At 67.8% G+C, this 13,857-nt stretch carries 17 protein-coding genes; 13 read left to right on the top strand and 4 right to left on the bottom strand.

Annotated elements, in window-relative coordinates:
• Positions 1-190, top strand: a 190-nt coding sequence (locus J4Z35_RS10450) for an integrase core domain-containing protein (RefSeq protein ID WP_208065572.1), incomplete at its 5' end; no start/stop codon positions are given.
• A gap of 215 nt (positions 191-405) precedes the next feature.
• Here J4Z35_RS10450 and J4Z35_RS10445 read toward each other — a convergent pair.
• Positions 406-1,638 carry an FAD/NAD(P)-binding oxidoreductase gene (locus J4Z35_RS10445; RefSeq protein ID WP_208065571.1) on the bottom strand — a complete coding sequence of 411 codons (1,233 nt, stop codon included), beginning with the start codon at positions 1,636-1,638 and terminating at the stop codon, positions 406-408.
• Between the two features lie 432 nt (positions 1,639-2,070).
• Here J4Z35_RS10445 and J4Z35_RS10440 point away from each other — a divergent pair, with 432 nt between their 5' ends.
• From J4Z35_RS10440 to J4Z35_RS10415, 6 genes are all read left to right on the top strand, one after another.
• Complete coding sequence (locus J4Z35_RS10440) at positions 2,071-2,898, top strand: oxygenase MpaB family protein (protein ID WP_074041253.1); 828 nt, start codon at positions 2,071-2,073, stop codon at positions 2,896-2,898.
• Between the two features lie 415 nt (positions 2,899-3,313).
• On the top strand, positions 3,314-3,736 hold the full coding sequence (locus J4Z35_RS10435) for a TetR/AcrR family transcriptional regulator (protein ID WP_160126279.1): 423 nt from the start codon (positions 3,314-3,316) through the stop codon (positions 3,734-3,736).
• Positions 3,733-4,080, top strand: a complete 348-nt coding sequence (locus tag J4Z35_RS10430) for an SMR family transporter (protein WP_038567597.1) — start codon at positions 3,733-3,735, stop codon at positions 4,078-4,080. The genes J4Z35_RS10435 and J4Z35_RS10430 overlap by 4 nt, the downstream gene beginning before the upstream one ends.
• The gene (locus tag J4Z35_RS10425) at positions 4,080-4,400 is read left to right on the top strand and encodes an SMR family transporter (protein WP_006947550.1); all 321 of its coding nucleotides are present in this window, start codon (positions 4,080-4,082) and stop codon (positions 4,398-4,400) included. Before J4Z35_RS10430 ends, J4Z35_RS10425 begins: the two co-directional genes overlap by 1 nt.
• Before the next feature lie 174 nt (positions 4,401-4,574).
• Positions 4,575-5,897, top strand: a complete 1,323-nt coding sequence (locus tag J4Z35_RS10420; RefSeq protein WP_038567594.1) for an ISL3 family transposase — start codon at positions 4,575-4,577, stop codon at positions 5,895-5,897.
• Positions 5,898-6,076: 179 nt separating this feature from the next.
• Entirely contained in the window at positions 6,077-6,340 is a 264-nt protein-coding gene (locus J4Z35_RS10415; protein ID WP_040015181.1) for a hypothetical protein, read from the top strand.
• Positions 6,341-6,483: 143 nt separating this feature from the next.
• Here the strand turns inward: J4Z35_RS10415 and J4Z35_RS10410 are convergent, their stop codons facing one another.
• On the bottom strand, positions 6,484-6,873 hold the full coding sequence (locus tag J4Z35_RS10410) for a heavy metal-responsive transcriptional regulator (RefSeq protein ID WP_208065570.1): 390 nt from the start codon (positions 6,871-6,873) through the stop codon (positions 6,484-6,486).
• 104 nt (positions 6,874-6,977) lie between these two features.
• On the opposite strand from J4Z35_RS10410, the gene merA reads away from it, so the two are divergent.
• From merA to J4Z35_RS10385, 5 genes are read left to right on the top strand one after another with little or no spacing between them, the layout of a single operon-like run.
• Positions 6,978-8,402, top strand: coding sequence for a mercury(II) reductase (gene merA / locus J4Z35_RS10405; protein ID WP_006947556.1), 1,425 nt, complete (start codon positions 6,978-6,980; stop codon positions 8,400-8,402).
• The gene (gene merB / locus J4Z35_RS10400; protein ID WP_015780448.1) at positions 8,390-9,073 is read left to right on the top strand and encodes an organomercurial lyase MerB; all 684 of its coding nucleotides are present in this window, start codon (positions 8,390-8,392) and stop codon (positions 9,071-9,073) included. Before merA ends, merB begins: the two co-directional genes overlap by 13 nt.
• A 29-nt stretch (positions 9,074-9,102) precedes the next feature.
• Positions 9,103-9,402, top strand: coding sequence for a hypothetical protein (locus J4Z35_RS10395; protein ID WP_006947549.1), 300 nt, complete (start codon positions 9,103-9,105; stop codon positions 9,400-9,402).
• Positions 9,399-9,917, top strand: a complete 519-nt coding sequence (locus J4Z35_RS10390; protein ID WP_006947551.1) for a redoxin family protein — start codon at positions 9,399-9,401, stop codon at positions 9,915-9,917. Before J4Z35_RS10395 ends, J4Z35_RS10390 begins: the two co-directional genes overlap by 4 nt.
• Before the next feature lie 3 nt (positions 9,918-9,920).
• Positions 9,921-10,841, top strand: a complete 921-nt coding sequence (locus J4Z35_RS10385) for a cytochrome c biogenesis protein CcdA (protein WP_006947554.1) — start codon at positions 9,921-9,923, stop codon at positions 10,839-10,841.
• 225 nt (positions 10,842-11,066) lie between these two features.
• On the opposite strand, the gene J4Z35_RS10380 is transcribed toward J4Z35_RS10385, so the two are convergent.
• Both J4Z35_RS10380 and J4Z35_RS14550 read right to left on the bottom strand, forming a co-directional pair.
• Positions 11,067-13,229, bottom strand: coding sequence for a hypothetical protein (locus J4Z35_RS10380; RefSeq protein ID WP_006947559.1), 2,163 nt, complete (start codon positions 13,227-13,229; stop codon positions 11,067-11,069).
• A 20-nt stretch (positions 13,230-13,249) separates the two neighbouring features.
• Positions 13,250-13,510, bottom strand: coding sequence for a hypothetical protein (locus J4Z35_RS14550; protein ID WP_243755012.1), 261 nt, complete (start codon positions 13,508-13,510; stop codon positions 13,250-13,252).
• 10 nt (positions 13,511-13,520) lie between these two features.
• Between J4Z35_RS14550 and J4Z35_RS14545 the strand changes: the two genes are divergently transcribed.
• Positions 13,521-13,857: hypothetical protein (locus J4Z35_RS14545; protein ID WP_243755011.1), on the top strand; the 337-nt coding region annotated here is incomplete at its 3' end.

The raw sequence follows: 13,857 nt of genomic DNA, 5'->3' as shown, positions 1-13,857 counted from the left end.
CGAGTGCTGCACCGGCACGAGCTTCCACCACCGGCCGCACAAGAGCATCGCCGACGTCGAGTACGCCACCGCCGGATGGGTCGAGTGGTACAACAACCGAAGGCTCCACTCGTCTCTGGCCATGACCACCCCGGCCGAGTACGAGACCGCCTACTACGCCAACCTCAACCGAGAGTTGGCACCCGCATAGGAGCGGCACGAAACCCGGGACGCTTCAGAGACGACCCCTGCCGCTCAGCTATCGGCGGGGCGAGAATGCAACTTGCGGGTTCTATAAGCAGCAGGCCAATGCCGTGTCGGTTCCCGCTGTGGCACTGACTGCCGCGCTGCCGATCGCAACCAGGCACGCTCGATACCTACTCGCTGATGGTCTCGACCGAGGCGCTTGACCCGCTCTTGCCTGGATCATTTCCCCTTCAGGAGGCGATGCCAGTAGACCAGCGGTTGGGCGAAGAGGTCGAAGGCGAAAGTGGCCATTCTGGGCCGCGCCAGAGAGATGAATGACAGGGTCTTTTCCTCGTGGCCCTGACGGTCCCACTCTGCCAAGATGAGGCGGCGACGATCGATCGGGATTGGTGCGACGCTGTACCCGTCATAGCGGGCCGCGAGGGGTTTGCCGTTGCGGCGTGCGATGAGGTTGTCACTGAGGACGGGGACCTGGCGTCGTAGACCGCCACCAGAGGAGGCGGTACCGAGTTGCGCGGCGTCCCCTAGTGACCAAATCCCGTCGTTTCGCCGGTGATGCAGGGTGCGCTCGTCGACGTCAATCAGGCCTGTCCCGGGTCGAGCGATACCCGCGTCGGCGACCCAGTCGTGGCCACGGTGGGCTGGTACGACGTGCAACGCGTCGAAGGGCCAATGAGTAGCGTTGCCGTCGACGTCGCGCGTGGTGACGTGGCGCGAGTCAGCGTCGATAGATTCAACGGTGATACCGGAACGCACGTGGACACCGAGGTGTCGCAGGCGGGAGTCGATCTCGTTGTTCGCGCGGGGTAGGCCGGTGAAGTCGCTGTTCTCGTTGAGCACGGTCATCGTGATGTTCTCCAGGCGTCCTTCGCGGCGCCAGTGGTCCGCGGCGAGAAACAGTGGCTTTAGGCCAACGGACGGGCAGGGTGCGTTGCGGCTCGAGATGGTGAACACCGCGTTGCCCTGGCGCAGGTTCTTGAGCATGTCCCATGTTGCGCTGGCCATGCTCGGCTCGTAGTTCGTCGAGGCGTGAGGTGAAGCGCATGCCTGACGCAGTCCGGGGGTGGCGTCCCAGTCAATGTGGGTGCCGGGGCACACGACGACGTCGGTGGCGCTGATACGCCGTCCGGCATCTGTGTGCACCTGATGCGCGCTTGTCGCGTCCACCTCGCCTGAGACTGGAGCGGGGGTCAACTCGACGACCGATTCGCGATACCAAGTGCATCCCGCAGGGATCTGCTTGCTTTGAGGCCGTTGCGCCCTGCGCAGCGTCGCAAGCCCTGCACCAACGTAGGAAAGCAGCGGGCGATAGGTGTGCAGCCCTTCGGGGTTGACGATGGCGATGTCCAGATCGGGATTGTCACGACGTAGCCGAGCGGCCAGCGCGATGCCGGCGTTGCCCGCGCCGATAATGACGACGTCGTGCGTGGTTTCGGGGTGGGTGAGGTTCATGGCTTCCATCTTGCCGCGCGGGTACGTCATTCTTGGATGGCGGTGACCGGCGGTAGCACGCACCGCCTCCGTCAGGGCCGCTTGGCTCGCACAGACCGGACAATAGGGGACGTACAGATACGATCCGACGCGCCTTCGCCCTAACACGCGCAGCGCACTCCAGCCTGGCCCACGAAGACGCCAGGTTTTCTTGCCCAGGGCCTCATTCATCGCCTGCCACCGGATCGTCCTGCAGAGCCGACCTCAGGTCGTACATCGGCATCGTATGGTCCTTGGTTTGTCAGCGCTCGAGTCGTCATGTTGGTGCTGAGCGACCGGGGGGCCGGAGGCATGCGGGGCGGCGCGTTCGCAGCCGACGGCTGGGAAGCAGCGTGTCGTGCGAGCGTGTACGTGCCGTCCGTGGGTGTGGTGGGGGCCTGGCACGATGGGCGCATGGATGCGGTTTTTGCTCTTCGGCGCCAGTTGTCGCTGAAGCTGCGTGACGGTGTGGCCGGGCCCGACGCGGAGCGGGCGCGCGCCCGCATCTGGGACTCGCCCGGGCCTCGCTGGTTCGACGAGAACGACCCGTTGTGGATCGTGCACGCCGACGCCTCCATGTTCATCGGGGGCCTCGCGTCCTTGCTGCTGCAGTCGTTGCATCCGCTTGCGATGGCCGGCGTCGCCCAGCACAGCGGCTACCGATCCGACCCGTGGGGTCGGTTGCAGCGCACCAGCCACTACATCGCGACGACGTCGTTCGGCACGATCGAACACGCCGAAGCCATGATCGCCGCGGTGCGACGCATCCACGAGACCGTCACGGGCACGTTCGAAGCCACCCCCTACCGCGCGGGCGGCCCGGACCTGCTGCGGTGGGTGCACGTCGCCGAGACGTTCTGCTTCGCGCGCGCCCACCAGCTGTATGGACACGTACACCTCGATGCCGCGCAGTACGACACCTACGTCGACCAGGCACGCCACTCGGCGCAGCTGCTCGGGGTGACGCACGCCCCGACAACGATGGTCGCCATGCTCGAGCAGCTGGCGACGTACCGGCCTGCGCTGCACGCGACGAGGGACTGCCTCGATGCTCAACACTTCCTCCTGCGCGACCCGCCTCTTCCACGCGGTGCGCGGCCGGGTTACTCGCTCCTTGTACGTGGCGCGGTCGCGGTTCTTCCGTCTTGGGCGCGAAGCGAACTGCAGCTGCATTCGCGGCCGGGTGATGAGCGCCTGGGGCGCGTTGGCACAGCAGCGATTCGATGGGTGATGGCTGCGTAGCGTCGTTACCCAGCCGGGAGTTAACCGGCTCATCCCAATCGAGGGTGTAGTCGCGGTCTGGAAGTCGCCGGCTTTGAGTAGTGGCCTAGCGATAGTTGATGAGGTTTCGGAACCCACGCGCGGAAGTCACAGAGGTGTTCGAGTCATCCGTTGATCGCCTTGGCCGGGGCGTCGTAGGTGCCGGGCGGTCACGCTCTTAGCATGCTGACGCTCAGCTCGGGAGGCCCAGCTCACCATGAGTTTGTTACTTACCCTACCGGTAGGTAGAGTTGTCGATATGAGTACTAGTGCACCTGCCCACCGACCGTCGGCGCGAGGCGGCGTTCTCGCCAGCACTCTTGCGTGGGCCCGCACTGGCGCCTCTGTCTCCCTGGTGTCCGCAGCTCGCGCTGCAGGAATCACTAAGGCTGGCCTGATGTACCACTTCCCAACCAAGGAAGCACTGATGACCGCCGTCATCGACCACCTCCTCGACGGCTACGAGCGGGATCTGGCCGCCCGCCTGGCTACCACCAACCCAAACGTACCCACGATCAGCGAACGCCTCGCCGCCTACGTTGACTGGGCTTGCGACGGGCCGTTCGACTACGGCGACCTGGTCATGTTCACCGACCCCCGCCTGCGCGAGCCGCTCACCGAGCGATGGAACAGCCGCATGGGGGCCTGGGTCGACGTCCCCGAGACCCTTCCGGCCGACCAGCGGGCCCGCCTCCACGGCGTCCGACTCTTGGCCGACGGCATCTGGCTCAACACCGCCGGCAACGGCATCGCCCTATCCGACGAGGACACCGACGCCATTCGAGCACTCGCACACCACCTCATCCAGGAGAACTCATGACCAAGTGGCTACTGCTCGCGGGGTCCATCCTCAGCGAGGTCACCGGTTCGCTGTCGCTGAAGGGAGCACTCGATCGACCCGGACTGTACGTGCTCGTCGCGGCTGGCTACATCGCCTCGTTCATTCTCCTCGCCCTCGTTCTGCGTCAGGGCATGGCGCTGGGCGTCGCCTACGGCATTTGGGGCGCCCTCGGTGTCGCCACCACCGCCGTGATGTCGTCGCTGATCTTCGATGAAACCCTCACCGCACTCATGGGCGTCGGCATCGTCCTCATCATTGCCGGCGTCCTCACCGTCGAACTCGGCTCCCAGCACGCGGTCAAGAACCTCGAAGAAGCCACCTGATGGCTTACCTGTTCCTCCTCGGAGCCATCATTGCCGAGGTCAGCGCTACCCTCTCGCTGCGCATGGCAGCTACTGGCGTCCGCGCCTACTACGCCGCCGTCGCCGGCGGCTACCTCCTGGCCTTCGCGTTTCTCACCCTCGCCCTTAATGAGGGCCTGGGCCTCGGTGTCGCTTACGGCATCTGGGCAGCGTCCGGAGTTGCCCTAACGGCCGTCGCGTCCAAAGCCCTCTTCAAGGAGCCGCTCACCGCGCTCATGATGGGCGGCATCGCACTCATCATCGCCGGCGTTCTTCTCGTCGAGCTCGGCGCCCTGCACTGACTGAGATCCCCATCCCCACGACGTCGTCGCTCACAACGGAGCAAGGCCTTGGCAACGGGCTTCTGATGAGGTGTACTCGTTGATCGAAGCGACTCCGGCGCGACGGTGGCTAGATCGTGGTCGAGGTCTTCGGAAGATGACGTTCCACGCCTGACATCCGGAGGTCTGACGTCGTTGCCTGTCGCTACCGCTCGGGCCCGCTTCGCTCGCCCGGACCTGACAACGTTCTGCCGACTCGACGAACTCGACCTCGTCGTGACCGGCCAGCGCCTCGAGCCCGACCGCGCGGTGCTCGCCTGCAGAGTCCTGACCCCGGACGAGTGGTGTCGACGCTGCGGCGCCGAAGGCGCTGCTCGGGACACCGTGATCCGTCGGCTCGCGCACGAGCCGCTGGGGTGGCGACCGACGGTGTTGGAGGTCGCGGTGCGTCGCTACCGCTGCACCGGCTGCGGGCACGTGTGGCGCCAAGACACCACCCGTGCGGCCGAGCCGCGGTCGAAGCTCTCGCGCCGTGGGCTGCGGTGGGCGCTCGAAGCGCTGGTCGTGCAGCACCTCACCGTCACCCGGATCGCCGAGGGACTCGACGTCGCCTGGGACACCGCCAACGACGCCGTGCTTGCTGAAGGCCGACGTGTTCTCATCGACGACCCGGCCCGCTTCGACGGCGTGAGGGTCATCGGCGTCGATGAGCACGTCTGGAGGCACACCAGGCGCGGCGACAGGTACGTCACCGTGATCATCGACCTGACCCCGATCCGCGACAAGACCGGCCCCGCCAGGCTGCTGGACATGGTCGAGGGTCGCTCGAAGGAGGCCTTCAAGACCTGGCTCGCCGCCCGACCCGACACCTGGCGCGACGGGATCGAGGTCGTCGCGATGGACGGGTTCACCGGCTTCAAGACCGCCGCCGCCGAGGAGCTCCCCGACGCGGTGGCGGTCATGGATCCGTTCCACGTCGTCCGCCTCGCCGGGGACGCGCTCGACCGGTGCCGGCGCCGGGTGCAGCAGGCCATCCACGGCCACCGCGGGATGAAGGGCGACCCGCTGTATGCCGCGCGGCGGACCCTGCACACCGGCGCCGAGCTGCTGACCGACAAGCAGGCCGCTCGACTCCGCACGTTGTTCGGGGCCGAGGAGCATGTCGAGGTCGAGGCGACCTGGGGGATCTACCAGCGGATGATCGCCGCCTACCGCCACGAAGACCGCCACCACGGCCGCGAGCTCATGGCCAACCTGATTGCCTCGATCAGCAGCGGTGTCCCGAGGGCGCTGGTCGAACTCACCACACTCGGCCGGACGCTGAGGAAGCGCGCCGACGACGTGCTCGCCTACTTCGACCGCCCCGGCACGTCCAACGGTCCGACCGAGGCGATCAACGGCCGCCTCGAACACCTCCGCGGCAGTGCTCTTGGGTTCCGCAACCTCACCAACTACATCGCCAGGAGCCTGCTCGAGACCGGCGGGTTCAGACCCCGTCTACACCCTCGACTGGGATGAGCCCCTTTGGGCCTCTACGGGGTGCAGCCTCACGAACCTGGCCTGGTTCGGGTTCCGGACGGCCTACGCACTACCCTCGCACCACATGCAGAAAAGCTGCAGGGCCACCCTATTCAGCGAGGTCCAAGCCATCGCGCACACCGCAAATCCACCTTGAAAGCGACCGAAAGGAAGCCGCAATGGCCGAGCGCACCTTCGTTACCGCGACCGGCCCCGACCAGCATGGCCGGTGGGGCACCATGAACGACCAGCCCATCACCGACGGTGAAGACGGCTTCCCTGGCGCGACTCTCAACTCCGTGGGCCGGCCCCACACCGTTGGCACCAAGCGCGCCGAAACCGTCACTGCCTGCCTCGACGCAGTGTGCCGTCGCGTCCACGACGAGCACACCAGCGCCTCCGCCATCATGCGCCGCGCACTCGATGATTACCTGGCCGGCTGATGGCTGACTCTGAATGGGTCCAACTCGCGTCAAGCGCATATTGGTAGTGCGCGTTATTTGATTTGGCGCTATTTGGCGGACGGGGGATTCTGCACGACTTTCCGTTCTCGTCGCTTGGGAGAGCCGAGAGGATTTTCCGTGAGCTACAGGTACCGGCAGACCTGGTCCGCGCTGCACGAGTCGGGGTCGGGCTGCGCGGCGTCGTGCCTGAGCTCGGCGATGGTGTCTCGGAGCGCTGTGAGCTGGGCGATCTGCTGCCCGATCTCGGCGAAGCGCGCGTCGAGGAGATCGCGCACGTGCTCGCAGGGAGCAGCGCCGCCGTCGCGGATGTCGAGGATCTGGCGGATCTGGGCGAGGGTGAGGCCCGCGGCCTGGCCGCGGTGGACGAAGTCGATCCGGGCGGCCATCTCGGGCGCGTAGTCGCGGTATCCGGACGGCGTGCGCTCGGCCGGGGGCAGCAGGCCCTGCTCCTCGTAGAACCGCAGCGTCTTCGCCGTCGTTCCCGCCCGCTCGGCGAGTTCCCCGATGCGCATCGCAGGCCCCCTTTTCTTTCGGCAGAAGCCTTCTTGACCTTCCCCTGCACTGGAAGGTCCAGTATGGCCGAGAAAGAAGAGAAACCCAAGTGACGGGAGCTGCGATGCCCACGAAGTACGACCTCGCCATCATCGGATCGGGCGGTGGTGCGTTCGCCGCCGCGATCCGCGCGACCACGCTCGGCAAGTCGGTGGTGATGATCGAGCGCGGGACGCTCGGTGGCACCTGCGTGAACACCGGCTGCGTGCCGTCGAAGGCCCTGATCGCCGCGGCCGACGCACGGCACTCCGCGGCCGACACCGCCGACCGGTTCCCGGGGATCGCGACGACGGCGGGGCCAGTGGACATGCCCGCCCTGATCGCCGGGAAGCAGGCGCTGGTCGAGTCGCTGCGGGGCGAGAAGTACGCCGACGTCGCCGACTCCTACGGTTGGGCCGTCCGCCGCGGCGATGCCGCGTTCGCCGGCACCCCCGACGCACCGGTCCTCCAGGTCGCCGGGGACGACGGGAGCACCGAGACGATCGAGGCCGGGCACTACCTGGTCGCGACCGGCTCTCGGCCGTGGGCCCCGCCGATCGACGGCCTGGACCAGACCGGGTACCTGACCTCGACCACGGCGATGGAGCTGACCGAACTCCCTGAGTCCCTGCTCGTGCTCGGCGGCGGCTACGTCGCCCTGGAGCAGGCGCAGCTGTTCGCCCGGCTCGGCTCCCAGGTCACCGTGCTGGTCCGGTCCCGGCTCGCGTCGAAGGAGGAGCCGGAGGTGTCCAGGACGCTGCAGGAGGTGTTCGCCGACGAGGGCATCCGGGTGGTCCGCCGCGCGCTGCCGACGCGGGTGTCCCGCGACGCCGCGACCGGGCAGGCCGTCGTCACCGCGGACGTCGCCGGCGGCCGGGAGGAGTTCCGCGCCGACCAGGTGCTCGTCGCCCTCGGACGACGACCGGCCACCGATGGGCTCGGCCTCGACAGGGTCGGGGTCAAGACCGGGGACCTCGGCGAGGTGGTCGTCTCCGACCGGATGCAGTCCTCCCACCCGCGGATCTGGGCCGCGGGCGACGTGACCGGCCACCCCGAGTTCGTCTACGTCGCCGCCCACCACGGCACCCTCGTCGCCGAGAACGCGTTCGCCGACGCCGATCGGGCCGTGGACTACGCCCGACTGCCGAGGGTGACGTTCACCGGCCCGGCGATCGGCGCGGTCGGGATGACCGAGAAGGACGTCGTCGCCGCCGGGATCCGCTGCGACTGCCGCGTCCTGCCCCTGCACCACGTGCCCCGCGCACTGGTCAACCGCGACACCCGCGGCTTCGTCAAGATCGTCGTGGACGCCGACACCGGGAAGATCCTCGGCATCACCGCCGTCGCCAAGGACGCCGGCGAGCTCGCCGCCGCCGGGGTCCACGTGCTCGGCAAGACGGTCGCCGAGGTCGCCGACGCCTGGGCCCCCTACCTGACCATGGCCGAGGGCATCCGGATCGCCGCCAAGGCCTTCACCACCGACCCGTCGCTCCTGTCGTGCTGCGCGTGAACGAACTGGAGGAACCCACGATGTCTGACCTCAGCATGCAACTGCCCGAGCGGCTCAGCCGACTGGGAGAGACCGGCCTGCTCATCCCGCTGCTGCGGCTGCTCGCCGACGGTGACCCCGTCACCGTCCAACAGCTGTCCGTGGCTGCGGGCCGCACGATCGACGAGGTACGGCTCGGACTGGCCGCGATGCAGGACACCGAGTACGACGACCAGGGCCGAATCGTCGGCCAGGGCCTCACGCTGCGCCCTACACCGCACCGGTTCACCGTCGACGGTGAGGAGCTCTACACCTGGTGCGCCCTGGACACCCTCATCTTCCCGGCCCTCCTCGATCGCCCAGCGCGCGTGGAGTCCGTCTCCCCGGCCAGCGGAGAGACGATCCGCGTCACCATCGATCCGGTTGCCGGTGTCACCGGCGTCACACCCCCGAGCGCCGTGGTGTCGCTGGTGAACCTGGAGCAGATCACCTCGATCCGCTCGGCCTTCTGCAACCAGGTGCACTATTTCGCCTCCGTCGACGACGCCACCGGGTGGCTCTCTGAGCATCCCGGTGCCGAGGTGGTGTCGGTGGCCGAGGCCTACCGGATCGGCAACGAGCTCACAACGAGCCTGCTCGACCTGCTTCAGGACGACACCCCGGTGGCCGACGACTGTCCCCGCTGCTGTTGACCCGCGACACAGAAGGATTCGAGAACGCTATGACCTCCAAACACGACGACCGAACGCGAGGCGGTGGCCTACTCCTGGGAGCCGGTGCCGTGCTCCTCATGACGATCTGCTGCGCGCTGCCCGTGCTCATCGCCGGCGGAATGCTTACTGGCATCGGCGGGCTCCTTCTCGGCAACCCGTGGGTGATCGGCGTGGGCATTGCGCTCCTCGCGATCGTGCTGCTCGTCGTCGTCCGCCGCCGAACCCGCCGCGGCCGTGTCGAACCTGACTGCTGCCCGCCCACCGAATCCGCTCACCGCACCGACCCGAAGGGCGAACAGAACCAATGATCAGCTCCCGCGCCCGTCGTTCGCTCGCCACCCTCCTGCTCGCAGGCTCGCTCATCCTGACCGCCTGCGGCACCGTTGATAAGGATCCCGTCTCTGCCGAGACTGCCACCGCCGCGACGGTGACCAGCATCGACGCTCAGCGGATCAGCCTGCCCGCCGCCGGGAAGCCCACCGCGGTGTTCTTCTTCTCCGTCGGCTGCGGCGAATGCGTCGGCGGAGTCCGATCCCTCGGTCAGGCGGCAGCCGCGGCCGAGGAGGCCGGCATCGATGCCCAGTTCCTCGCCGTCGACATGGATCCGCGCGAACCTACCGAGACCATTCAGAGGTTCATGGAGTACGTCGACGCCGTGCATGTCCCCGCCGCCATCGACGAGGGCGCGGCGCTGTCCCAGCGCTTCGGGGTCGCCGCGCTGTCTACACTGATCATCGTCGACAGTGACGGACAGGTGACCTTCCGCGCCACCGACCCCGACGCCGATACGATCGTCTCCGCGCTCCACAAGGCCGGGGCCTGAGCGATGGGCGGACTCCTCGCCCTTGCCTTCGCCGCCGGGATGATCGCCCCCGTCAATCCCTGCGGCTTCGCGCTGCTCCCGGCCTGGATCACCCATGCGCTGGGCGACGCCGCCTCTTCCTCAGCCCCGGTGCGCCTGCTGCGCGCCCTACGGGCTGGCCTCGCGCTGACGATCGGGTTTGCGGGCACGCTCGCCTTGGCTGGCGTCGCGGTAAGCGCCGGCGCACGGGGCCTGATCCAGGCCGCCCCAGCCCTCGGCCTCGCCGTCGGGATCCTGTTGGTGCTGCTCGGCGGGGCGATGCTAGCCGGACGCTCTATGTCCCTCCGGCTTCCCGGCATACCCGGCCGCGCAATCGAACGGCTGCCCAGCGCCGTGCGCATGGTCGTCTTCGGCGTCGGCTACGCCGCGGCCTCGCTGTCGTGCACCTTCGGCGTACTCCTCGCGGTCATCGCCCAGGCCCAGGCGACAGCCAGTTTCGTCGGGCTGCTCCTCGTCTTCGCCATCTATGCCGCCGGCTCCGCCACCGTCCTGCTGCTTGTCGCCGTGGTCGCCGCCGTAGCCGGTTCTGTGCTGTCCAGGCGGATCGCCGCACTGACACGATTCGTTCCCAAGGTCACCGCCGCCGTCCTGATCCTCACCGGCGTCTACCTGGCTTGGTACTGGTTTCCAGTTGTCGTCGGCGATGCCCCTTCCGCAGGGCGCACCGACGTCGCCGCTGTCTCGGCGACGATATCGAACTGGCTCCAAAGCAACACCGGCGTCATCGCCGGCCTGTCTACCACCGTGGTGCTCATCGTGCTACTAAGCGGATTCCTTCATCAACGCCGTCGGAACTCCGGACGGAGGACCGAGGAGGACTGCTGCGACCCTCAGTCGACGCACTCTCCCGGGGACCGGCCGAGCGTGCCGACCGAGCGGCATTGAGCGGCTCCTGCACGTCAAGGTCATACGACGTGGTTGACCGGAACGACGAACTCGGACACCAGACGCCCTCCCACCCGACGCCGATCATCGGACACGGCGTGGGTGTTGTTCGTGGCCTATGTCGAAGGAGAGCGCGGCCACGATCAGGACGAGTTGACCGCCGAGCAGAATCGGTGCCGCCCGATTCTCACGACGTGACATCCCTGGAAACGTCATCGTCAGATTTCAGTGCAGGACGACTGGGAGGGGCATGCCGACGCGCTCGACGACCGCGGCGGCGTAGGCGGTGCTGTTCGCGCCGATCGCGTTGGACCAGGCGATCGCGGAGGAGATGTCCAGGCCAGTCAGCCGGCTGAGAACGACGGGTGGGAGTTCCTGCGCGAGCGCTATCAGCGCGCCGGTGCGGGCAAGTCGCGGCGGGATGCCGGCAGCGCGGAGCCGGGTATTCAGCGTGTCGGGGGCCATGTGATGCCCGGCCCGGGTTCCGGGATAGACCCACTCCTGTTCGATGCTCTCCACGAACATGCGAGGCGCGGTGCGGTTGCTGGCGGCTCCCGCGGCCGCCGGCGCGAGCTCGGCGGGGAGCACGAGAGGTTCCTGGCCGAGGCGAACGACCACGGCCTGGTCCGTGACGGTGACGTCTTCCGCGCGCAACTGGACGATCTTCGCCGCCCGGACGCCGAACATGAGCATCAGCCCCGCGGCGAGCTTCGTGTGCGGGTTGATGGACGGGTCGGAGGTGACATCGGCGAGCAGCCGCCAGCGTTCCTCGTCGCTCATGGCTTGCGGGCTCAAGGCTCCTGATGGCGGGCGTGGAGCGGTGAGCGGTCGGGATGCGCCGGCCCGTGCGGTCCAGGTCAGGAAGTGGTGCAGGAACGGGCGTCGGCCGCCGGTGAGCCATTCATCGACATCCGCCTGGGTGAGGGACACGAGAGAACCTCCGCGGGTATGGATCCATTCCAGCAGTTCGATGATCCCCGCGATCTCGAGCCGCCGCCAGGACAGCTGGCCTGATCGGGACGGCATCGTGTTGCGGCGCAGTGCGCGCAGGTGTCGCCATCGCGCGTATTGGGTGACGGTGCGCTGTTCACCCGGGTCGGGGATCTCGGCAAGTGCGCTGTCGAGCCAGAGCTCGAACCGGGCGAGCAGCTCGTCCCGCGGTGGGAGCAGCCCGTGGTCGATGAGCACGGACCGAACCGCTCGGGTCTGATACTCCGAGCCGGCCTGGTCGAGGTAGGCGTGAGTGCGCAGGGATGGGGCGGTGAGCACTCGGGTGATCAGCGTGCAGGCGACGGTGCCGCGTTCGAAGGCGTAGACGATCTTCGACGGAGCACCCTGGAACCACCGCTCTCGCAGATGCGCGATGCGTGCATCGGAGGCGGCGAGCTCGTCGGGCACCATCTCCCGGATCATCTGATCGGCTCGGCAACGGGGGCAGAGCTTCGCGATCAGCCGTGTGATGGTCCCGCAGCTGGTGCAGGGGCGGAACGACTCCGGTTGGCGGGGATAGCAGAGCGGGCAGAACGGCCGGCCCTCGATCCGGCCGTTCACTATCCGAGCGTCTCCGCAGCTTGTGCAGGTCTCGATGATCGGCGGAACGCAGGCCCAGCAGAGATAGCCGGAGCCGTCTTCGGTGCGCTTGTGGCGCAGCCGGACCTCCCCGCAGCTCACGCAGGGCTGGCGAGGGTTGGAGCACTGCTCGCAGGCGGCGCGCGCGGTTCCCGGCCAGCGGCATTGCCGCTCGTTCCCGCAGATCGTGCAGGTGTCGACGCTGGCCTTGTCGGAGCAGGGTTTGCAGATCGCTTTCTCGCTGCCGTGGAACAAACAGGGCGCAAGCTCCCCGCAGTCCGTGCAGGTGTCCAGCCGGGAGGAGCTCCGACACGTTGAACACAGCGGGCCCTCCGGGCTGCGGTAGGCGATCAGTCGATGGTTGCCGCAGCTCACGCAGACGGCGTTCTCGTCGGGGAGCTTGTTCGTGCAGCGTTGGCAGAGTCGCCGCCCGTCGGAGAGCACCCGCTCCAGGTTGGTGACGTCGTCGCAGCCATCGCAGGGGGCATGGTGCGCGATCCGGTAGCAGCGTCGGCAGCTCACTCGTCCCTCGACGCGTTCGGTGAGCGTGCGCGTGGTGCCGCAGCCTCCGCAGCGTCGTTCGGGCAGACGCGCGCCGTCCGCGTGGAGAAGGTCGTAGAACGTGCCGAACAGCACAGAGCCCGCGGCCGGGTCGGAGAACCACTCCGCGCCGTGGGCCTGCAGCTCGAGCATCAGCCGCACTCGGCGGTCCCTCCCGTCCGCCGCCATCTGCTCCACCGCTCGAAGGATGGTCGCGGTCGCGACACGGCGATGGCGGCGGACTTGCTCGACGATGCGCTCGGCCGCTTCGGGTTTCATGTCGACCCAGCATGGCGGATTCAACCGGTCAACGCACCATTGATGGTGTTCAGGCTATCGGTGAAGGCGTCGTGGGATGAGGCCCAGCCGAGGACCTTGCGGGGCCGTTCGTTGATGCGCGTCGCGATGGTGTCGAGGTCGGTCTGGGTGAAGGAGCGTAGGTCGGCGTTCTTCGCGAGGTACTGACGCAGCAGGCGGTTCGCTGGGGGCACCTCCTGCTTGGAGCGAAGCGCGCGGGGGAGTTTCGTTCGTGCCGCGCTGCCATGGCGAACGGGCGTCACAGAAGAACACTTGCATGCCCAGGGCGTGCGTCACCTGGTCGTGGAAGGCCATTTCCCTGCCGCGATCCCACGTCAACGACCGACGAAACTGCGGCGGCACGTCGGCGAGATTCTCGATGAGAGCGTCCCTGACGGCGTCAGCCTTGTACCCGTTTGGCAGGGCGACGACGCGCACCAGGCGGGTGGAGCGTTCGACGAGGGTGGCCACGGCGGACGGGCGCTGGCCCACGATGAGGTCACCTTCCCAATGGCCGACTTCGGCCCGGTCTTCGACGCTGGTGGGTCGATCGTGGATGGAGGTCATGTTCCGCAACACGCCGCGGCGTTGAAGCGTCCCGGGTTTCGTG

The sequence above is a fragment of the Dermacoccus sp. NHGro5 genome (assembly GCF_017565385.1).
GTDB classification, from domain to species: Bacteria; Actinomycetota; Actinomycetes; order Actinomycetales; family Dermatophilaceae; genus Dermacoccus; species Dermacoccus nishinomiyaensis.
Note: the sequence above shows the minus strand (reverse complement) of the source record. Positions and strands in the feature narration are given on the sequence as shown.